This is a genomic window from Bacillus cereus group sp. Bc061, from assembly GCF_027715825.1.
GTDB lineage: Bacteria > Bacillota > Bacilli > Bacillales > Bacillaceae_G > Bacillus_A > Bacillus_A paranthracis.
Genome location: NZ_JAQFTZ010000008.1, coordinates 128,295 through 149,747 on the forward strand (window position 1 = coordinate 128,295; position 21,453 = coordinate 149,747).

Below are 21,453 nucleotides of genomic sequence, written 5' to 3' on the forward strand. Positions count from 1 at the left end.
ACAGCCTCTTCTATTTACTAACTACCGCACTTCTTTTTACATAAAACAAACTACCAATTAAAACGACAATTACGCCAAAATACACACCATACTCTATCGCAACTGCTACAATTCTTTCAATATGTTGTCCGAATAAAGAACCGAGCACAAAATAAATGAGCGTCCAAACAAATCCTGTCGTATAGGAATACACAGCATATATCCGAAATGACATGTTATTCATTCCAACTACATACGGTACAATATGTCTTACAACTGGTATGAAGTAACTTGTAACTAACGCATAATGACCATATTTCTCTACCATTTGTTGAGATTTCAAAAGATATTTTGCCTTTTTCTTTTTCATTAGTTTATGAAGTACTTTTGTACCAAATATTTTCCCTAGTATATAACCTAAAGAAAGTCCGGATACAACTCCTAAATACGTTAATAAAAATGCAGGAATGATACTTAATATCCCTAGTGAAGAGACAAATCCGCCACTCATTACAATCATTTCGTCTGGAATTGGCATACCGATAATACCCAACCATAAACAGAAAAATAACGCCCAATAACCATACTGCTCAATATAGGATAATAATTCATGCAATTCCATTATGCATATACTCTCCTTAGCTCTTTTTTACAGCTAAAGACGTACGCTGGCGGGAAATTGAGCCACACTTTTTCTAATGTAATTTGAGGAAAGAAATGCTGTATAAATCCTTTTTTCACAAGTGAATATTGAAATGTTATGAATTCCCCATTCTCATGTATTGCTTCCATTACATTATTTAAAATGCGTTTTGAAACTTCTTCTGGTAAAGAGGTAAAAGGTAATCCCGATAAGACATAATCCACGCATTCTATATGAAACTCTTCCATATACTTCTTTATATTTTCAGCTGAACCGTGCACAACAATGACGTTCTGCTCATCTTTAAACTTTCTCTTTAGCTCTTTGCAAAACACTTCATTTATTTCAATAAGAAGAAATATTGTTCCCTTCTTTTTTCTCTTCATAATCTCCTTCGTAAAAACCCCTGTACCAGGCCCTAACTCTACAATGCATTTTGCTTTATTAAAATCAATTACATCTACCATTTTCTTTGCTAATATTTTTGAACTTGGCGCAACTGCACCAGTATGTTTCGGATGTTTAATAAATTCATGTAAGAATGTTATGAGCTGCATGTAAACCTCTCCCCATTCGTTCAATAGTTTTTAACTTGTTTCTAAGTATAACTATCGTTTCTTAACAAAAATTGAGGAGATTTCTTAAGATTTTATGAAGAATATATCATTTGTTCTTATATATAAACATCTCTCTTATATTTATTAATTTGGTATAATAGATATAAAAAGAACTTTATGGAAGGTACCATCACTACGTCTATTTTCATACAACATCTGTAGAAATAAATCTGTCAATTACCTTTCATTATTATCCAACATATGTAATTATTTTGTATGAGCAAAGAAATTCAAATAATAAGAAATTTATATTTTGTAGAAACGAATATAGGTTCAAATATATTTCAAAACGATTTAAAAGGAGAAGATTATGAATAATTATATCGACATACAGCACTTATGCGACCTTGTACATAGCACTTTTCATGTACCTGTTCAATTTTTAGCTACTAATAAAAAAATTGTATATGAATCTACTTCTCATACGATTGGTAGTCCTTTTTATACTTCTAAAGAAGAACATCTGAATGAACTTTATCAAGAAAATGCTCCTTGTAATTTTCCAATTTTCAAAGGGAATAAATATCTTGAGAATTTCATTAGCATTCATATAACAAATCATGAACATATAAAAGGAACGATTATAATCGGCCCTACCACTTACCCAAAAGTATCAGATGAAATGGCTATTAAACTTATGAAGTATTTCAACTGTAATGATAAAACACAGCAAGGAATAGACTACTATCAATTTCTACCCGAGATGAAAAAAAGTACACTAATTGATATAAGTATTTGGTTACATTACGTCATTTTCAATGAAAAATTAGATCGCGATATTGTTTGGAAAAAAAATAAATTGCTCGAAGATGTTTCTTATAAAATCGTAAATCCTGATCTATACATTTCAAAACGTCTTCGGCATGATCCGCAACATTATGACATATCATTGGAACGTAAATTTTTTTCTGCAATTAAAGAAGGCAATAAAGAAAAAGTCATACAATATGCATATTCCTTCCCGCAAGAAGATTCAGCAATTTCATCTAAAGGAGATCAACTAAGAAACCAAAAAAATAATGGCATTATCGCCATTACGCTAGCTATTCGATATGCGATAGATGGTAATCTTCCATCACATATTGCTTTTTCACTCGGTACTTTATATATTCAAACCATTGAAAAACTAGACAACATGTATTCCGTAAATAGATTAATTGAAGATGCATTATGTACTTTTGCAGAACGTGTAAAAGAATATAATAATCAAGCATATTCTAATGCCATTACTACATGCCTAAATCATATTCACAAACATATTTACGATGAAATAACTCTTAATGACCTTGCTAACCTTTTACATATTTCCCCTACTTATTTATCAAAGCTATTTAAAAAAGAAGTGGGAATTCCTTTAAGTGAATACATCCAGAGGGAACGAGTAGAAGAAGCCAAAAAGTTATTAACATTAACGACCTACCCACTATCAGATATTTGTGCCTGGCTCAACTTTAATGATCAAAGCTATTTCACGAGAGTCTTCAAAAAAATTACTAGTATGACTCCTAGACAATATCGTGCAAATCATACTGTAATATAAAATAAAACTTTAATCAGTCGGAGTTTTGCTCATCCCTCACTAACTATTAATCCTCCCTCTACCTAACTGCTTTGCTTTCGCTGAATTTTGAGGTTAGGATCTTAAGTGGTATAAAAATGCTTTCCTAATAGAAGGTGAGATAGTTATCATACTAGCTCACCTTCATTCATTTATTCTTCTTCATCCAAATTCACCTTAATAAAGTTTTAATCCCATTCAAAAAAGTACAAGAATGACAAATAATTACTATAAATAAGTGAATGAATTTGATAATTTTTTAGTACTAAGCAAATTCGGTTCCCAATCAGACATAATAAAACTAACACAAGGTACTTCGGAATGATCAGCAGTAGTTACTTCCATAGTGATTAACCTTCCTATATAGAAAATATATTGTTAGGAGAATAGAAAGCATGAGTAGTACAAATATATCAAAATCGGTTCAATTGACTAGTATGTCTAAACAATCTGCTCACATGAAAGAATCGGGAAAAGTATCATCATACGATGATAGAGAAAGAATTGAAGACACTTTATTACGCTCATTCATTTCAGAAAAACAAATATTGGTCACTTATTATAAAGATAATTATTTCCCTACAATGTATATGACTGTAATTGAATTAAACCCTTTGAAACGTTCTTTAATATGTATAGATACCTTTGGCCGTAAACATACCTTTAGTTTCATCGACATAATTGATGCACGTTAATTATTTCTATACAAAAAAGCCACTCACCTATAAAAATTAGGTAAATGGCTTTTTCCTTCCTCACAGCTTCACTTATTATTTCGCACTCACAATCTTATAATAAGAACGAACTGTTAAGAAGTAATATCCGATATAAATAGCGCCGTATACTCCAATACTAATTAGGAGTGGGATCATGATTTCATACGGTAATATGTTCCCTAAACCTTTTAGTGCAAACAAGCTGTGCAAAATTCCGATTACTAACGGAATAGCGAAGATAAAGCTTACTTGTTTTGCGATAGCTTTCTTCATTTCTTGCTTCGTTACACCAACTTTATGAAGGACAATGTAACGATCACGGTCAGCACTTGCTTCTGTTAATTGTTTAAAGTAAATGATTGAGCCTGTCGCTAATAGGAAGACTAATCCTAAGAATAACCCAATAAACATCATTAAGCCTGTCGTTTCAAGCCCCATTTGGAATCCTGTATAGAAATCGTTAAATGGTTTTAAAACTTCTGATTCACCAGCTGGCATAACGCTTGCTAATTTCGCTGTTAACTCTTTACTATTTCGCTCACCTTTTACATCAATATTTTTTACAGTGCGCGTTTCGTTTACTTGTTTCGCCTGCTCATATGTTTGATCTGGAACGATTACAAATAATTCATTTAAGTTTGTAACACTTCTACTATTTACACCTTTAATCTTTAACTCTTTCGATTCACTTCCAACAGGGAATACAGCTGTATTTCCTGTGTAAAGAGGACCAAAATCAAGTGTTTCAATATATAAGCTATCATATACAAAAGCTTCATTCGCACTTAAATTTACAGGTTCTATATCTAAATGTTTCGCGATTGTATTAAAGTTTGATTGAGAAATAAGCTGGTACTGCTTCGTCACATTATAGTGTGTGTTCAGAACTTGATCCGCTCTTTCACCTTTAAATGTTCCTTTCACAGGAATCATTTCAACTTCTGATTCATATGTGACTGGATGATTATTCTTTTCTCCAGCAAGTATTTCATTTACTTTTTTATCTAATGCTGCATCTTTTTTCTCATAGGAATAACTATACGGCGCAGCAACTTTTGATTGCGTAAATGTGTTGTAATACATCGTAACTGACGTACCAACCGCCGTTAATGTTACTGCACTTAAAATAGCGATTGTCGCCAGTGATTTCGCATTTCCTTTAATGCGATAGAGTAACTGTGATGTCGTTACCATATTCATACCGTTATAAAACGCTGATTTATTATTTCTCGCACGTTTCAATATAAATACTGTGAAGAACATGAACAATAAATAAGTTCCTGCTACTGTCGCTAATAAAATGTATAATGCAACGACCATAAAGTCTGCATACATAACTGCTTTCATGTACATTAGCGCTAAGAAATAACCTGAACCGATTAAGAAAACTGAAATGAATGCCATAATAACAGATCCTTTTGGCATTGCTTCTCCTTCACGTTCTGCACGGAAAAGTTCAATTAGCTTGAATCGATAAATTAAACGATATCCTTGAAGTGATGTATATAAAATAATCACAAAGAAAATAATTGCTGTATCAATAATGGCAGCCATCGGTACTTCAAAATGAACATTTAAATTTAATCCCATCATATTTACTAATAACTCAAGGAATAATTTTGAAAGGACACTACCAATCGCAATCCCGATAATTAAAGACATTAACCCCATTAACATATTTTCATAAAAGAGCATTTTACCAATTTGTCTTTTACGAATACCTAATAAGGAATAGAGTCCAACTTCTTTTTTACGTTTTCTTGTAAAGAAACCGTTCGAATATATAATAAACACCGCTACGAAAATAATAAGCATCACACTGGAAACTTGGAATGCCCCGCTAATTTTTTTAGAAGCTTCCGCTGCTTTTTCCATTTGTGAATTATATTGCAGTGCTTTAAATGTAAAGTAAATAACGATACTAAAAATCATAGATGCAAAATATACAAAGTAGTCTTTAAAGTTCCGCTGTATGTTGCGGAGGGCAATGCTAGATAAGGTCATCAGCCATACCTCCGGAAATAGAAGACATTACATCAACGACTTGTTGGAAGAACTGTTTACGCGTTAACTCGCCGCGGTGCAATTCTTTATATAACTCACCATCTTTAATGAAAATAACTCGTTTACAGTAACTTGCCGCAAACGCATCGTGCGTTACCATTAAAATTGTAGAATTATCATATTCATTTAGCGACTTCATACTTTCAAGTAAATCTGTCGCTGATTTCGAATCAAGTGCTCCCGTTGGCTCGTCCCCGAAAATCATACTTGGATTTGTAACGATTGCACGTGATGCCGCACATCTTTGCTTCTGTCCACCAGATACTTGATATGGGAACTGACTTAAAATATGATCAATACCGAATTTCTTTGAGATTTCAAGAACGCGGCGATCAATCTCACTCGCTTTCACCTTTGATAACGCAAGAGGTAACGCAATATTCTCTTTTACAGTTAACGTATCTAATAAGTTATAATCTTGGAAAATGAAACCTAAATGATCGCGGCGGAATAACGCTAACTTATCATCATTCATTTTCACAATATCTTTTCCATCAATTAAAATTTCACCGTTCGTCGCATTATCAATTGTAGAAAGAACGTTTAGTAAAGTCGTCTTTCCAGAACCAGAAGGTCCCATAATTCCAACGAACTCACCTTCTTTTACTTGTAAGTTAATACCTTTTAACGCTGCAAATTTATTACCACCCGTGTCATACACTTTTTCAATATTTTTTGCTTCTAACACTGTTTTCATCTCGACATCCCTCATTTCATCTATTCTCTATTTTCACTATATACATTCTCTACTTTTTCCACTATCGATGTTTCTTACACAAACATGACAGTTATGTAAGACCAGTAAGCAAAGAAATCAAAATTTAACCTAATGAATCAAAGTACTTTGTTACTATAACATTGGGATATCATGCCATCCATTCATTCTCCTTACAGGAACATTACAATTTTGTAAGGTACAAAATGTACCCTACAAAGTTGTGCACGAAATGTCGGATGGAGCTATTTCGTTCCTGCTATTCTATGTACAGAGGAGGTCATCATATGGATTCACTTAAAAATATGAATGCTGCAATGCACTATATTGAAAACAACCTAACAAATGAAATTAATTTTAAAGAAGTTGCGAAGCTAGCTTACTGCTCGGAATATCATTTCAAAAGAATGTTTTCTTTTCTAGCTGGCATATCACTATCAGAATATATTCGTTGTAGACGTCTGACTCTCGCTGCTTTTGAACTAAAAAATAGCGATGCAAAAGTCATTGATGTCGCTATCAAATATGGGTACAACTCACCAGATTCTTTTGCGCGTGCCTTTCAGAACTTGCACGGCATAACACCTTCAGAGGCCCGAAATAGTAGTCATTCCCTAAAAGCCTATTCACCAATGACCTTCCAATTATCCATCCAAGGAGGAAATGAAATGAATTATCGAATTGAAGAAAAAGAACCATTTCGAATTATAGGTATTACAAAACGCGTACCGATTGTATTTAACGGTGTAAATGAAGAAATTGCTTCTATGTGGAAAAGTTTAAATCCAGATGTCATTCAAACTTTAAAGTCACTTTCAAATATGGAACCTACTGGAATTATTAGTGCTTCTACTAACTTTTCTGAAGGAAGAATGGAGGAAAAAGGAGAACTTGATCACTATATTGGCGTAGCCACAATGAAAGATTGCCCAGAGCAATTTGCGCAACTTGAAGTTGCAGCTTCAACGTGGGCTATATTTGAAGCTGTTGGTCCATTTCCGGATGCACTACAAAATGTATGGGGGCGTATTTATTCTGAATGGTTCCCTTCTTCGAACTTTGAACTAGCGGAAGGACCGGAGATATTATGGAATGAACAGAAAGATATATCTTCTCCAAACTTTAAAAGTGAAATCTGGATACCGGTTTTGAGGAAATAAAAAATAAAGCTGCTTTTCCTTTTAAGGAAAAGCAGCTTTATTTTACATTTTTAGTTCTTTTTTATAAGCGACATAGGAATACACCATCGTACCAACAACCAATACAGCAACAACACTTAACAAACTAATCACTTTCCACATTCCCGGAAGAAACGCGGAAAATATGATTACAATACCGCCAATCATCATAATCTTTGCCCCTAACCTATGTGTTTTTCTCCATACTTCCTCATTACTTAACGTCCACGGCGTTTTAATACCTATGAAGAAATTTGGTTTACATTGCTGCATATAATTGCCGAGTACAATAAAGAGTATACCGAGCATTATGTTCACAACAATTGCAATAGGAATGTTGTATCCTAAAGCATTTGCGAGTGCCATGATATTATTAGCAAATAAGAATAATAAAATAGCTCCATTCATCATCATATATGCTTTCGAAAACTTGCCGTAATTCGCATATCTCGTATCTAATTTAGGTAAAACAATTGCTAAAATATATATAAATAACATAACTGCAACATCCAAAATCATCATGCCCATCTTCGACATATGTCCATCTACTTCACCCGAGACATTTATATGGCTCGGAACCTCTCCTGGTAAATAAGGCCACGCGACGCACCATGCAATAATCGTTAAAGCAATTAACAATAACGGAAATATATGCTTCCTCATTTCCCCTCTTCCCCCTTATTCGTAAATGTAAACACCCAAGTCAATAAATCTTGAAAGACCGTTGTGTTTAAAGAGTACATAACGAATTGACCTTTCTTCTCATCTTGAATAAGTTCAGCATTTTTAAGTGCGTTTAAGTGGTGTGAAATACTTGGTTTTGTCATATTGAAATGTTCAGCAATCTCACCAGCGGTTAGATCACCTTCTTTTAATAAGTCTAAAATTTTTCGCCTTGTTGGATCTGCTAATGCTTTGAACGCTTGATTCAATGTCTTTCTTCCTTTCACTAATTAGACATTTAGATATTTATCTAAATGTTAAAATGATTTCAGTTAATTGTCAATTATATACGAGGCCCTTTTTACTTTCTCTGCTTTTGACCTATACTGTTTACTAGCTTATCTTTCAACATAATGAAAAGACTTGAAACACATGATACACTATAGCTACAATTGTTTTTTTAGGAGGAATATACATATGTATAAAATTTTAATCGTTGAAGACGATCCAAATATTTCATCATTACTACAATCTCACATTCAAAAATATGGCTATGAAGCTGTTGTTGCAGAGAACTTCGATGATATTATGGAGTCTTTTAACGCTGTAAAGCCACATCTTGTTTTACTTGATGTAAACTTACCAAAATTCGATGGATTTTACTGGTGCCGCCAAATTCGTCATGAATCTACTTGTCCTATTATTTTCATTTCAGCTCGTGCTGGTGAGATGGAACAAATTATGGCGATTGAAAGCGGTGCGGATGATTATATTACAAAACCGTTCCACTATGACGTTGTAATGGCAAAAATTAAAGGTCAATTACGCCGTATTTACGGTGATTATGCGCCAAATATTTCTGAACGTATCGTTGAAGTAGAAGGCTTAAAACTATTCCCAGAACGTCCTGAAATTCACTTCGGATCTGAACAAGTTCTTTTAACGAAGAAAGAAGCTATTTTAGCAGAAATGTTATTATCTAAATTCCCTCGTACAGCGAGCCGTGAAGATTTACTAGCCGCTCTTTGGGATGACGAGAGCTTCGTTGAAGAAAACACATTAAACGTAAACATTACGCGTCTTCGTAAAAAGTTCAATGAGCTTGGTATTGAAAATGCTATTGAAACAGTGCGCGGACTTGGGTATCGTTTTAACGCAACTTGGAGTGAATAAGCATGAAGCTATTTTTACGTGATCATTTTGCATTTTTTCTACTGTACGTATTAAACTTCGGTATCATTTTCGTTCTGTATGATGCAGTAGATGGATTTCAAAATAATAAATTTTACTTCGTCGTTTTAAGCTTATACTTATTTATTTGTTTCCTCGCTTACCGTTACGTTCGTAATCGTAGAATGTACCATAGATTAAGTGAACAACCAGAAAAAATGGAAGATGCATTTATTGAAAGAGCAACTGCTCCGATGCCTCACGGTGTAAATGAACTCGTGCGCACGCAGTATCGTCTATTCCAAAAAGAACTACAATCGTACGAAGTAAAACAACAAGAACATCAATTATTCATTAACCACTGGGTGCATCAAATGAAAACGCCCGTTTCTGTTATGCAACTTATGGTACTCGAAATGGAAGATGAACATTTAATTCCGAAATTCAAAAAAGAATTAGAACGTCTAAACCAAGGGCTTGATATGGCTTTATACATGGCAAGGTTAAATAACTTCCATGAAGACTTCCATGTTGAGACGATTTCATTAAAAGATACGGTAACGAAAAATATTAATGGATTAAAAGAACTATTTATCCGAAACGGAGTCTTCCCTGTTTTAGAAGTTCATTCTGATTTACAGGTTGCTTCTGATGCGAAATGGCTAAAATTTATCATCTATCAGTTAATGACAAATGCCGTTCGTTACTCTGGTGAGCGCGGAAAGAAAGTATTCTTATCCGCTTATCGAAACGGAAAAGATATTATTTTAGAAGTTCGTGATGAAGGTGTTGGTATTCCGCAAGAAGATATTCGACGAGTATTCGAACCGTTTTACACTGGGAAAAATGGTCGTACATTCGGAGAATCTACTGGTATGGGACTTTATATCGTAAGTAAAATTTGTGATTATTTAGGTCACTCTGTCAAACTAGATTCTGAAGTTGGGAAAGGAACGACGATTAAAATCATCTTCCACAACGCTGCAAATAATCAATCAGAACATACGGAGAAGGTGACCGAAGCATGATCGTGACATATGCAAGCAAAATGTATGAGAACTCACTCTCATACATTTTTTGCAATAAAACTACTTCTATATCTTCTAATCGGAGGTATAATTTATGACATTTTGGCAATTTGCATTTAAAAACGTCACGCGCAACTCGAGAGCTTATTTTGCTTACTTTGTAAGTAGTTCTTTTTCGATTGCCGTTTTCTTTTCATTTGCTGTTTACTTATTCCATCCGAAATTACAAAACTTTGGCACGGTCTCTGAAATTTCAGGATTAATGATATTTTCAGAAGTAGTAATTGTATTTTTTTCTTTCTTCTTTTTACTATATTCCATTGGCACTTTTTTAAAAGTTAGAAAAAAACAATTCGGCGTTTTGACCGTTTTAGGAATATCGAGAAAACAATTACACCGTCTCGTCTTCATGGAAAATATGTTAATCGGTATTTTATCTATCTTTTTCGGCATGCAGTTTGGACTTGTATTTTCACAATTTTTCTTATTAGTGACAGCAAAAATTACGCACGTACCAGGCATATATTTATACTTACCTATTAACGCTTTTATTTTAACGACAATCGTCTTCCTTAGTCTTTTTATCGTTGTATCTACGTTGACACCGATGCTCATTCGTACAAAAAAAGCGGTACACCTTTTAAAAATAAATAGTAAAAAACGAAAAGAAAGAAAACCGTCCATACTTATTTCTTTATTTGGTGTGATTTGTTTATTTGGTGGCTATGCGTTAGCTGGAAATCCTAAATATTTCGTATCAGTAAGCCCACAAATAGGTGTTATATATATGGTTTCAAGTATTTTCGTCATTCCAACGCTCGTTACAATCGGAACATATTTCTTCTTTTCACAAATTAGTTTCTTACTTATTCATATTTTAAAGAAAAGAAGAAAATTTTATATGAAACGTATTAATATGCTTTGGATTTCTGATTTAGCAAACCGTATTCGAACGAATATTAATATGCTTTTTATTGTAGCAATGCTATCTACTATCGCTTTCACAATGATTACGTTCCTATATGGGTTCGGAAAATTTATTAAGCTAGACGTTAATCGAACTTCGCCTTTCCCAATTTCTTATTTTTCTTATGATGCGAATCCTTTTGTTACAGAGCATTTAAATTGGCTTGAGCAACAATTAAAAAAAGAGCATTTTCCTTATGAGAAAATAACAGCTGATATGTATGAAACACCGCTAGAAGAAGATAAAGGTATAGCTATTTATAATGACGTATACGCAATTAAGCAAAGTGACTATAACAAACTTGCGAATTCTTTACGAATGAAACAACTATTTATAAATGATAACGAGGCATATGTTTTAACGGGGACGTCTTATATCACTATATTCAATGAATTTGAGCAAAGCTATAAAAGAGATTACATTACACTCTCTAGTACAAATACGAAATTAAAAGTAAAAGGCTATGAACAGATCCATGCAATTCCATCTGACTTTTCATATCAAACGATCGTTTTGCCTGATATTGTTGTGAACAACTTATCTAACTCGGTAAAGCATATATCGGCATATAATTATAAAATTCAAAATTGGGAACAGACATATGAAATTGCTGATACTTTTATAGAAAAAGTGCAAAAAGATCGCAACAACTCCCAATATGAAGGGACTCTTATTCGACTATTTGAATCAGCAGGATCGTTATACAGAATAACATCTGGTAGTGCTGCATACTTCCTAATTGGAACATTTTTAGGAGTTATTTTCTTCATTGGAGCCGGTAGCGTTCTTTACTTTAGAATGTATACAGATTTGACGAACGAACAAGAGAAATATATAACGATTTCTAAAATCGGTGTAACAGGTGCAGAGATGAAACGATCTGCAACCATACAACTTAGTATTTTATTTTTCGTTCCGTACATTATGGCATCCATTCATACAATGTTCGCAACGAAAATGCTACAAGATGTAATTGGCTTATCTTTGTTCAAAGAAGTTTCAGCCGTTCTTATTATTTTTGGATTCGTTGAAATTGTATTTTTCTTATTCATTCGCTCACTTTATATGCAGAAGTTATCACAATATACTGATACGCATTAAAAAGGTTATTACATGAAAAAGGTGGGATCTCTTCCCTCCTTTTTCATGCCCATTATATTAGGAGGTTTAGGTGAATGACATTTTGGCAGTTTGCATTTAAAAACGTCACAAGGAACGCCAGAGCTTATTTCGCCTATTTTGTAAGCAGTGCATTTTCCATTGCAATTTTTTTCTCGTTTGCAGTTTATTTATTTCATCCTAAATTGCATATGACAGGCGTGAATGCTGCTCTGAACATATTAATGACAATTTCAGAAATTGTCATCGTATTCTTTTCATTTTTCTTTTTACTATATTCAATCGGTACTTTCTTAAAAGTGCGAAAAAAGCAATTTGGGATTTTAACAGTACTTGGCATATCCCAAAAACAATTAAAGAGACTCGTATTTCTAGAAAACATGCTAATTGGTGTTCTTTCCATCTTTTTCGGCATTCAACTTGGACTTGTTTTCTCGCAGTTCTTTTTATTAGTTACCGCCAAGATTACACATGTTCCTGGTTTATATTTATATTGGCCAACAGCTGCCATTATTTTAACTATGATCATTTTTCTAGGACTCTTCATTCTCGTCTCATCGTTTACGCCGATGCTAATTCGGACGAGAAAGGCTGTACGTCTTTTAAAAGAAGGAACAAAACAAAAAGAAAGAAAAGCATCTGTGCTCATCTCTCTATTTGGTGCGATATGTTTAATATCTGGATACGTGCTAGCAGCCAATCCGCTATATTTCATGTCGCTCGGCGACGTAGTTGGGCTTTTGTACGCCGCCACCAGTATATTTCTCATTCCGTCACTTGTTACAGCTGGAACATACTTTTTCTTTTCACAAATTAGTTTTTTACTCATTCGTATATTAAAAACGCGAAGAACATTTTATATGAAGCGAATTAATATGCTTTGGATTTCTGATTTGGCAGCGCGCATTCGGACAAACATTAACATGCTCTTTATTGTAGCGATGCTATCAACACTTGCTTTTACTATGATTACATTCTTATATGGATTTGGTAAATTTATGAAGTTCGATACAGTAAGAGAAAACCCTTTTCCTTTTACATATTTATCACATACTGAAAATACGTTGGCGGATGAACATTTAAACTGGTTAGAACAAAAATTTAATGAAGAGCACTTTACTTATACAAAATTTAAAACGGATATATATGAAGTATCTTCAGCTGAAAATAACACGCAGCTCTATTATGCCATTAAGCAAAGTGACTATAATGTACTTGCTAAAGCTTTAAATTGGGAGACACTCACGGTAAATAAGAATGAATCTTATATTCTTATGAAAGACTTAGATGATCAAGTTATTGGAACGCTTCACAATAAAGACAAGAAAAATACTCTTACACTTACGCAAAACAATTTACAACTACAAGTGAAAGAATATAAAAGTTATAATCCATTCCCAAATCGCTTAATATACCAATTGCTCATACTATCTGATGAAAATGTAGAAGCATTATCCACTGTTTCAAAACAGATGAGTGTATATAGCTTTAAAGTTAAGGACTGGGAAAAAGCTAATAACATCGGCGCGGTATTCATAGACAAAATTAATACCGACGGGAACAACATTCAAGCAGAGCACCCGCCTTTCCATGCAAGTGAAGCGAGCGATTCTCTATACACAACAAAACAAAATGTCGCTTCGTTCTTCTTAATTGGTACTTTCTTAGGTGTTATTTTCTTTATTGGTGCTGGCAGTGTTCTTTACTTCAGGATGCATACAGATTTAACAAATGAACAAGAAAAGTATGTAACGATTACAAAAATTGGTTTGACAGAAGCCGAAATGAAACGATCTGCTACAATTCAACTTGCGATTCTATTCTTTGTCCCGTACATTATGGCATCAATTCATACGATGTTTGCGACAAAGATGCTGCAAGAAGTTTTACATCTCTCGTTCTTCGCTGAGATTACAGTCGTACTGATGATTTTTGGAACAGTTGAAATTTTATTTTTCCTTTTAATTCGTTCCTTCTATATGCAAAAATTATCACACCATATTAAGTTTTAAAGGATAGAAAGGTGATTATTATGGAAGAAGTGTTACACATTAAAAATGTCTCAAAAGTGTATGAAGGAAAGGTCCCTCATACTGCTTTAAAAAATATAAATTTACATGTAGATAAAGGTGAATTCGTTGCGATTATGGGACCATCTGGTAGCGGTAAATCTACATTTTTAAACGTTATTTCTACCATTGATTCTCCGACTGCTGGTGATGTCGTGATTAATGGAAAAAAACCGCACACATTTCGTAGAGAGAAGTTAGCTATTTTCCGCCGCCAAGAGCTAGGATTTGTTTTCCAAAACTTTAACCTACTAGATACACTAACAATCGGTGAAAATATCGTACTACCTTTAACATTAGATAATGTTCCTTTAAAAGAAATGGATGAAAAGCTTGATAACATTTCAAAGAAACTTGGAATTGATCATATTTTAGACAAGCGTATCTTTGAAGTGTCAGGAGGACAAGCACAGCGTACCGCAGTAGCACGTGCTGTTATTCATCATCCTTCACTTTTACTTGCCGATGAACCGACAGGAAATTTAGATTCAAAAGCGGCAATTGACGTGATGGAACTATTTACGAAATTGAACAAAGAAGAAGATGCAACAATTTTAATGGTTACGCACGATCCATTCGCAGCAAGTTATTGTAACCGCGTCATTTTCATTAAAGATGGCGAACTTTACAATGAACTACACCGCGGATTGTACCGTGAGAAATTTTATCAAGAAATATTAGATGTTTTAGCATTACTAGGAGGAAGACGTGGATGACATTTTGGCAATTCGCATTTAAAAATGTCTCCCGTAATTCAAAAGCATATTTCGCCTACTTTGTAAGTAGTGCGTTTTCTATCATGGTTTTCTTTTCATTTACTGTATACGCGTATCATCCGCGGTTACAAAGTGTACAAAGTTTCCAAGAACGTGATCCTCTAATGAACTTAGCTAGTACAGCGCAGTTGGTTATCGTTATGTTCTCGTTCTTCTTTCTCTTATATTCAATTGGAACATTTTTAAATGTACGGAAGCAGCAATTTGGCGTTTTAACTGTTCTCGGTATATCTCAAAAACAATTAAAACGTCTTTTGTTTACTGAAAATATGATCATTGGAATGCTTGCTATCTTTGCAGGTATTCAAGGCGGTCTTGTTTTCTCTAACTTTTTCTTACTCGTTACTTCTAAATTAACAAGTGCAAAAGGCCTCTATTTATATTGGCCAACAGAAGCTATTATCGTTACAACCGTAACTTTTATTATTTTATTTTTCATCGTATCTACGTTTACACCAATGTTTATTCGTACTCGAAAAACAACGCAGCTTATTAAGGGAGTTAACAAAGAGAAGAGCGAAAAAAGACCATCTATACTCATTTCACTATTTGCTTTAACTTGTCTAGGACTATGTTATTATATTGCCGGTTATCCGCAAGGCTACATAACAGAAAAAAATGCCCAAAATGGATCTGTATTCTTAATTATGTTATCTATTTTACCGCTTGTAGTAATTGGGACGTATTTATTTTTTTCACAAACATTTCTTCTCTTTATCTATATTTTAAAGAAACGAAGAAAGTTTTATTTGAAACAAATAAATATGTTATGGATTTCAGATTTAGTTTCTCGTACCCGCAGTAATATTAATGTACTCTTTATCGTTTCTATGCTATCTGCACTTGCATTTACGATTATTATCGGGTTATTTGCTGCAAACAATCATACGAAAGCACCCATACTAGAACGATATCCTATACCATTCACCTATACATCAGAAGGTATTAATGTATTTGAACAAAAGCATATTACTACGATTGAAACTGAACTTACAAATGCTAATTTTCAATATGACAAATATAAATTTACCGTTTTAAAAGATACAGCTTCAAAAGAATCAATTGCCATTATGAAAATGAGTGATTATAACGCAATAGCAAAGCAATTAAACAGGCCAGAAATCACTCTCGAATCTTCACAAGTTTATAATATTTCTCGCTATTCACCAGCGTTATTAAATCTCGTATCTAACCCATTTGCGAAGCAGGGCACGATTACACTTGGCTCTAATAAAAAGGAATTTCAAATTAAAGGTTTTATTAATAGAGGAATTGAGCCCCCCTTTGCATTACCTCACTTAATAGTGATGCGAGATGAAGTAATTGAAAATATGGTTCCTCATATTGAAACAATTACAGTTTATAACTACTTCGTGGAGAATTGGGAAAATGCAATTGTCCCAACAAAAAATATATTAAAAAGCTTAAATCATGATGAAGAAACTTTGTATGAAGCACATAAGGGTGAAGAAGATTTCATTAAACCATTTCATATTTATACAGCTACGGATGAACTGGTTCATAGTAAAGGAAATGCAGTTGCTCAATTCTTTATTTGGGCATTTCTCGGCTTTATTTTCTTTATCGGTGCAGCTAGTGTTTTATACTTCCGTATGTATAACGACTTAACGAATGAAAAACAAAAATATATTACGATTACAAAGCTTGGATTAACTGAGTCAGAAATGTTTCGCTCCGCAACGATTCAATTAGGAATTTTATTTTTCGTCCCTTACATTGTTGCTGGTGTTCATACATTATTTGCGGTTAAGTTTTTACAAAGCATGCTCGCTTTTTCTTTACTAAAAGAGCTATTAATTGTACTCACTTTCTTTGGGATTATCGAGATTATTTTCTTCTTCTTAATCCGATCTCTGTACATTAATAAATTATCACAACACATAAAAATATGAATAAAATGGCCTTGTGCGTATTGCACAAGGCCATTTTCAATAGTTTTTAATTAGCAGCAATATCCGCCGTAGCCACCATATCCGTAGCCGCCGTAACCGCCATAACCACAACCGCCTCCGCCACCGAAGCAGCTAGCACCGATGATAATTAATAAAATAAACAATACGATTAGAAGCGCAAAACCGCCTCCGCACCCATGTCTGCGGTTACAATCATCATGTCTGTGTTCACACTTTTCGCTCATTACTCTATTCCTCCTTTAGTATCATTCATAACAAGTTCACCTTGCTCTAAATGAGGGGATTCCATTTATATTATGTTTTCAGGGCGAATAGGAAGCTTGGCTTGCTTAAAAACGGGCTTGTTTTTAGAAATGGGCTTTATCAAAAAAAAGATACCTGTTAAGGTATCTCCTAAAGAAACATATTCAATAAAAGCGCAAAACCAAATGCAATAAATGATAACAATGTCTCGAGTACCGTCCACGTTTTAAACGTTTCCTTCACCGTCAAACCTAAATACTCTTTTACAAGCCAGAACCCTGCATCATTTACGTGAGAAAACATTAACGAGCCTGCTCCGGTTGCTATAACGAGCAATTCTAAATTCACACCAGACATGTGCTGAATAACTGGTGAAACAATCCCTGCTGCTGTCGTTAATGCTACTGTCGCTGAACCTGTTGCAATTCGAATTAATCCAGCTACCATGAAAGCTAACACAATTGGTGATAACGATATATGTTCTGCCATTTGCGCAATCGCCGTTCCAACGCCGCTTTCAATTAATATTTGTTTAAATCCACCGCCTGCACCGATTATTAAAATAATGGAACCGACCGGTAATAAACTTTCGTCTGTTAATTTTTTAATCATCTTTTTATTAATTCCTTGTCTTATTCCAAGTAAATAAAATGCTGCGAAACATGAAATAAGTAAAGCGATTACTGGACTTCCAATAAATACAAAAAATTCAGTCATCTTTTTCGGTAATGAAATATATGGTGCAACGACCGATAAAATCATCAATACAACTGGTAATAAAATAATAAAGAATGAAACTTTACGACTCGGTAAGTCAGTTGAGACAGTCGTAACTCGAATAAGCTCTGGTTCATTTTCAGGTATAACCCTTTTATGTACCCACTTTGCAAATATCGGTCCTGCGATAATGGCTGTTGGTAACGCGATAAGTAATGAATATAAAAGTACCTTTCCTAAGTTCGCGTTATAAATACCGATTGCTGTCATCGCCCCTGGATGTGGTGGCACGAGCCCGTGAACAATAGATAACCCAGCAATAACAGGTAAAGCAATTAATAATATGTTTTGTTTCGTTGTTTTTCGAATTGAAATAACAAGTGGTAATAAAATGACAATCCCTACTTCAAAAAAGACGGGAATCCCTATAACAAACCCTGCAAATAACATAGCCCAAGGTAATTTTTTTACGCCGAAAAATCGAATAAAGAAATCTGCAACTTGCATGCCTGCCCCTGAATCAGACATCATTTTCCCTAAAATTGTTCCGAGAGCTAAAATACCAACTAAATGCCCTAGTACACTACCAACACCAGTTTCATAGGCAGCCACTATTTTCGTTAAGTTCAGTCCAGACATAATCGCTAAAAATAAACTCGCAACTGTTAAACTAATAAATGCATGCCATTTCCACCATGATACCCCTAAAATAACAATCGCAATTGCAAGTAACGTGACGATTAATAAGTATATATCCATCTCTCATTCCCCTTACTTTATAAAAAAAGAGGGCGAATACCCTCTTTTTATACGTCATAATTCACTACATAATGCTGCATTTCTGTATTGTAGTAGCCCTCGCTATATTCAATTACTTCGCCAACTTCATCGTAAGAATAGCGCATTCGTTTTAATAGCGCCGTCCCCTCTTTTTCACCTAACGCTTCGGCAACGAAACTAGGTGCAAGTCCAACAGCGAATTCATCTCTGAAGTTTTCTAAATGAATGCCTCGGTCTTCAACTAAATCATAAAGCGATTGCAAGTCAAAGTCCGATAAATCTGTACTTGCCATTTTCGCTGAAAAATAGTGCGTATAATGAATGTACGGTGCATCATTTAACGTATATAAACGTTCAATACGAAAACTCTCTTTACCGAATAATCGAAATGGCACTGTTCCTTCTTCATTCTGAACAATTTCTGCTTTTAGCAATTTTTTCTGTACTTTATATCCTTCTTCCACTAACACTTCAGTAAATTTCTTACCCTTTGACAGTTTTGTCGCAGAAGTGTTACGGATAACTTTCGTTCCTTTACCGCTTTTCTTTTCCAAATATCCTTCTTGAGCGAGTTCTTTAATCGCATTTCGTACTGTAATTTTACTTACTTTGAACTCTTCTTCTAACTGTGGTTCGGAAGGAATATTTGTATGAATCGCATATACACCATGCAATATTCGATCACGAATAATGTTTTTTATTTGTAAATATAATGGTCCTTTTTTCCTCGTTACGTTCACCGTTACACCCACTACCTTTCTACATCACCTACTGATGCCGTCATTGCCCGAAGTATATCCTTCTCTGATGACATTGGCGTATCACCGACGATTGTATGTGCAAGCATTCCAGCTGCTGACGCAAATGAAACAGCTTTCTCTGGTGCAAACTCTTCTATCTCGCCATGAATAATCCCGCTCGTATAAGCATCTCCAGCACCTATTCTATCATATACAGAAAACGTAAGTGTTTTTGCAAAAGTGAACGTACCATCTTTACATATAAATCCGCGCAGCGAGTGTGTGTTATCGCTATTAATAGAGCGATGTGTACCAGCAATTGTAGTGATATGATATGTTTCAGCTACTTGTGGAATAAGGTCAACAAGTTGAGCTTCTCGCTCTGTCTCTTCTGTTTTCATTCCAAGAACGAACATCGCATCTTTTTCATTCATCATTACAATATCAGCTAGCCCTAACATTTCTTTATAATGCGGTTTCGCCTGTTCATATCCATCTTCTCCCCAAAGCGATGGACGATAATTGCAATCAAAAACGACAGTGCCTCCGTTTTGTTTAACTGCTTTCGCTAAAGATTTCATATGATGACGCACCGTATCATTCATCGCAAGTGTAATCCCGCAAAAATGAACGATATCAATTTCCTTCGCGATTTCTTCAAATTGATACATTTCTTCACATGCCGTATTAAAGCTACTTTCTAATCGATTCGAATATGTAACGCGGCTTGCACGTGCGCCAAATCCATTTTCTAAAAAGTACATGCCGACATATTTACCGCCTCTTGAAACAAGCGAGGTTTGCACGCCTAATTTTTGAATGTAAGATAATGCAGCATCTCCAACCGAGTTTTCCGGTAAAGTAGAAATAAGAAGCCCTTCATGCCCGAGATGAGAAAGTGCTGCAGCAACGTTCACACCTGTACCAGAAAATGAGTATTTTAATGTATTAGCTTGCGATAACAATTCATATCCTGGTACTTGCAGGCGCATCATTACTTCACCGAATGCTGCAATTTTCTTACGCATATTGATCAACTAACTTCTTCACGACTGCTAATAATTCACGAACATCTTCTACTTTCGTATTGCCAGTTTCTTTATCAATAATAGAAGAGTACACATGCGGGATCACTTGCTCTACATTTGCTTCAAGCGCAATACGTAAAATTGTTTCAAAGTTTTCTTTATCGATTCCGCCCGTTGGCTCTAATGCGAATCCTTCTTCCGCACAAGCTTTCGCAACTGCGCGATATTCTTCTTCATGAGCTAGCCCTTTCATCGGGAAGTATTTCAATGAATTTCCGCCCATATCACGTACAAGTGCGATCGCTGTTTTAATTGGAACGATTGCTTTTTCTTCTCCAGCTGCACTAATTGGACCAGTAGAAATATTTACGTACCCTACTTTTCCTGTTGGCGATACTAAACTATTAATCCAGCTATCTTTTCCGCCAAGATTTGCACGTGTCGCTCCAACTGAAGGGAACACTTGGTTAATATGGCTACCAGGATAATGCTTCGCAATTTCAGCTACAACTGCTGCTTGGCGATTATCTCCTGCTCCTAGTCCAATCGATACAGCATCATCAATTTCTTTTCCGTATGCTTTCATCGCTGTAACTGCTTCTTCTACTGTTGGATAGTCTTTTGATAACACTCCCACTACTACATAACCTTCTGCTGCTTCAAAAATATCTTTCGCATTTTCGATATTGTTCGCTAATACATTTAATGCTACGCGGCCTTTATAAAAACGTTTTTGAATGTTTGTCATT

20 protein-coding genes are annotated in these 21,453 nt (G+C 34.6%); 9 read left to right on the forward strand and 11 right to left on the reverse strand.

Going from position 1 to position 21,453, the window contains the following annotated elements:
• Window positions 1-10 precede the first annotated feature (10 nt).
• Window positions 11-601, reverse strand: a complete 591-nt coding sequence (locus PDQ40_RS21735; protein ID WP_000418914.1) for a DedA family protein — start codon at window positions 599-601, stop codon at window positions 11-13.
• Window positions 601-1,179, reverse strand: coding sequence for a class I SAM-dependent methyltransferase (locus PDQ40_RS21740; protein ID WP_001176078.1), 579 nt, complete (start codon window positions 1,177-1,179; stop codon window positions 601-603). Before PDQ40_RS21740 ends, PDQ40_RS21735 begins: the two co-directional genes overlap by 1 nt.
• A gap of 370 nt (window positions 1,180-1,549) precedes the next feature.
• Here PDQ40_RS21740 and PDQ40_RS21745 point away from each other — a divergent pair, with 370 nt between their 5' ends.
• Window positions 1,550-2,779: a helix-turn-helix domain-containing protein gene (locus tag PDQ40_RS21745; RefSeq protein WP_270691633.1), complete on the forward strand. Its 1,230-nt coding sequence runs from the start codon at window positions 1,550-1,552 to the stop codon at window positions 2,777-2,779.
• Window positions 2,780-3,192: 413 nt separating this feature from the next.
• A complete protein-coding gene (locus PDQ40_RS21750) occupies window positions 3,193-3,492 on the forward strand; it encodes a YolD-like family protein (protein WP_000099615.1) in 300 nt (99 codons plus the stop codon).
• 75 nt (window positions 3,493-3,567) lie between these two features.
• Here the strand turns inward: PDQ40_RS21750 and PDQ40_RS21755 are convergent, their stop codons facing one another.
• Together PDQ40_RS21755 and PDQ40_RS21760 are read right to left on the reverse strand one after the other, a co-directional pair.
• Window positions 3,568-5,517 carry an ABC transporter permease gene (locus PDQ40_RS21755; protein ID WP_073541046.1) on the reverse strand — a complete coding sequence of 650 codons (1,950 nt, stop codon included), beginning with the start codon at window positions 5,515-5,517 and terminating at the stop codon, window positions 3,568-3,570.
• Window positions 5,504-6,274 carry an ABC transporter ATP-binding protein gene (locus PDQ40_RS21760; RefSeq protein ID WP_000859654.1) on the reverse strand — a complete coding sequence of 257 codons (771 nt, stop codon included), beginning with the start codon at window positions 6,272-6,274 and terminating at the stop codon, window positions 5,504-5,506. The genes PDQ40_RS21755 and PDQ40_RS21760 overlap by 14 nt, the downstream gene beginning before the upstream one ends.
• A 305-nt stretch (window positions 6,275-6,579) precedes the next feature.
• Here PDQ40_RS21760 and PDQ40_RS21765 point away from each other — a divergent pair, with 305 nt between their 5' ends.
• On the forward strand, window positions 6,580-7,452 hold the full coding sequence (locus PDQ40_RS21765) for an AraC family transcriptional regulator (protein WP_048557013.1): 873 nt from the start codon (window positions 6,580-6,582) through the stop codon (window positions 7,450-7,452).
• A gap of 42 nt (window positions 7,453-7,494) precedes the next feature.
• Here PDQ40_RS21765 and PDQ40_RS21770 read toward each other — a convergent pair whose 3' ends face one another.
• Both PDQ40_RS21770 and PDQ40_RS21775 read right to left on the reverse strand, forming a co-directional pair.
• A complete protein-coding gene (locus tag PDQ40_RS21770) occupies window positions 7,495-8,133 on the reverse strand; it encodes an SdpI family protein (RefSeq protein WP_001225511.1) in 639 nt (212 codons plus the stop codon).
• Complete coding sequence (locus PDQ40_RS21775) at window positions 8,130-8,402, reverse strand: autorepressor SdpR family transcription factor (RefSeq protein WP_001070523.1); 273 nt, start codon at window positions 8,400-8,402, stop codon at window positions 8,130-8,132. Before PDQ40_RS21775 ends, PDQ40_RS21770 begins: the two co-directional genes overlap by 4 nt.
• A gap of 208 nt (window positions 8,403-8,610) precedes the next feature.
• Between PDQ40_RS21775 and PDQ40_RS21780 the strand changes: the two genes are divergently transcribed.
• The 6 genes from PDQ40_RS21780 to PDQ40_RS21805 all read left to right on the forward strand — a co-directional run bounded on the left by PDQ40_RS21780 (window position 8,611) and on the right by PDQ40_RS21805 (window position 17,175).
• Entirely contained in the window at window positions 8,611-9,306 is a 696-nt protein-coding gene (locus tag PDQ40_RS21780) for a response regulator transcription factor (RefSeq protein ID WP_000276737.1), read from the forward strand.
• 2 nt (window positions 9,307-9,308) lie between these two features.
• Window positions 9,309-10,331, forward strand: coding sequence for a sensor histidine kinase (locus PDQ40_RS21785; RefSeq protein ID WP_000765352.1), 1,023 nt, complete (start codon window positions 9,309-9,311; stop codon window positions 10,329-10,331).
• A 94-nt stretch (window positions 10,332-10,425) separates the two neighbouring features.
• The gene (locus tag PDQ40_RS21790) at window positions 10,426-12,399 is read left to right on the forward strand and encodes an FtsX-like permease family protein (protein ID WP_214328373.1); all 1,974 of its coding nucleotides are present in this window, start codon (window positions 10,426-10,428) and stop codon (window positions 12,397-12,399) included.
• Between the two features lie 74 nt (window positions 12,400-12,473).
• On the forward strand, window positions 12,474-14,429 hold the full coding sequence (locus PDQ40_RS21795) for an ABC transporter permease (RefSeq protein WP_000145014.1): 1,956 nt from the start codon (window positions 12,474-12,476) through the stop codon (window positions 14,427-14,429).
• Window positions 14,430-14,449: 20 nt separating this feature from the next.
• On the forward strand, window positions 14,450-15,202 hold the full coding sequence (locus PDQ40_RS21800; protein WP_000393244.1) for an ABC transporter ATP-binding protein: 753 nt from the start codon (window positions 14,450-14,452) through the stop codon (window positions 15,200-15,202).
• Window positions 15,199-17,175: an FtsX-like permease family protein gene (locus PDQ40_RS21805; RefSeq protein WP_000144965.1), complete on the forward strand. Its 1,977-nt coding sequence runs from the start codon at window positions 15,199-15,201 to the stop codon at window positions 17,173-17,175. The genes PDQ40_RS21800 and PDQ40_RS21805 overlap by 4 nt, the downstream gene beginning before the upstream one ends.
• Before the next feature lie 50 nt (window positions 17,176-17,225).
• On the opposite strand, the gene PDQ40_RS21810 is transcribed toward PDQ40_RS21805, so the two are convergent.
• From PDQ40_RS21810 to dagF, 5 genes are all read right to left on the reverse strand, one after another.
• Entirely contained in the window at window positions 17,226-17,420 is a 195-nt protein-coding gene (locus PDQ40_RS21810) for a YjcZ family sporulation protein (protein WP_001290395.1), read from the reverse strand.
• A gap of 169 nt (window positions 17,421-17,589) precedes the next feature.
• Window positions 17,590-18,915 carry a gluconate permease GntP gene (gene gntP / locus PDQ40_RS21815; protein ID WP_088883335.1) on the reverse strand — a complete coding sequence of 442 codons (1,326 nt, stop codon included), beginning with the start codon at window positions 18,913-18,915 and terminating at the stop codon, window positions 17,590-17,592.
• A gap of 47 nt (window positions 18,916-18,962) precedes the next feature.
• Window positions 18,963-19,688: a GntR family transcriptional regulator gene (locus PDQ40_RS21820; protein ID WP_000539282.1), complete on the reverse strand. Its 726-nt coding sequence runs from the start codon at window positions 19,686-19,688 to the stop codon at window positions 18,963-18,965.
• Complete coding sequence (locus PDQ40_RS21825) at window positions 19,688-20,704, reverse strand: sugar kinase (protein WP_214328371.1); 1,017 nt, start codon at window positions 20,702-20,704, stop codon at window positions 19,688-19,690. Before PDQ40_RS21825 ends, PDQ40_RS21820 begins: the two co-directional genes overlap by 1 nt.
• Window positions 20,697-21,452, reverse strand: coding sequence for a 2-dehydro-3-deoxy-phosphogluconate aldolase (gene dagF, locus PDQ40_RS21830; protein ID WP_000181911.1), 756 nt, complete (start codon window positions 21,450-21,452; stop codon window positions 20,697-20,699). Before dagF ends, PDQ40_RS21825 begins: the two co-directional genes overlap by 8 nt.
• Between the last annotated feature and the right edge of the window lies 1 nt (window position 21,453).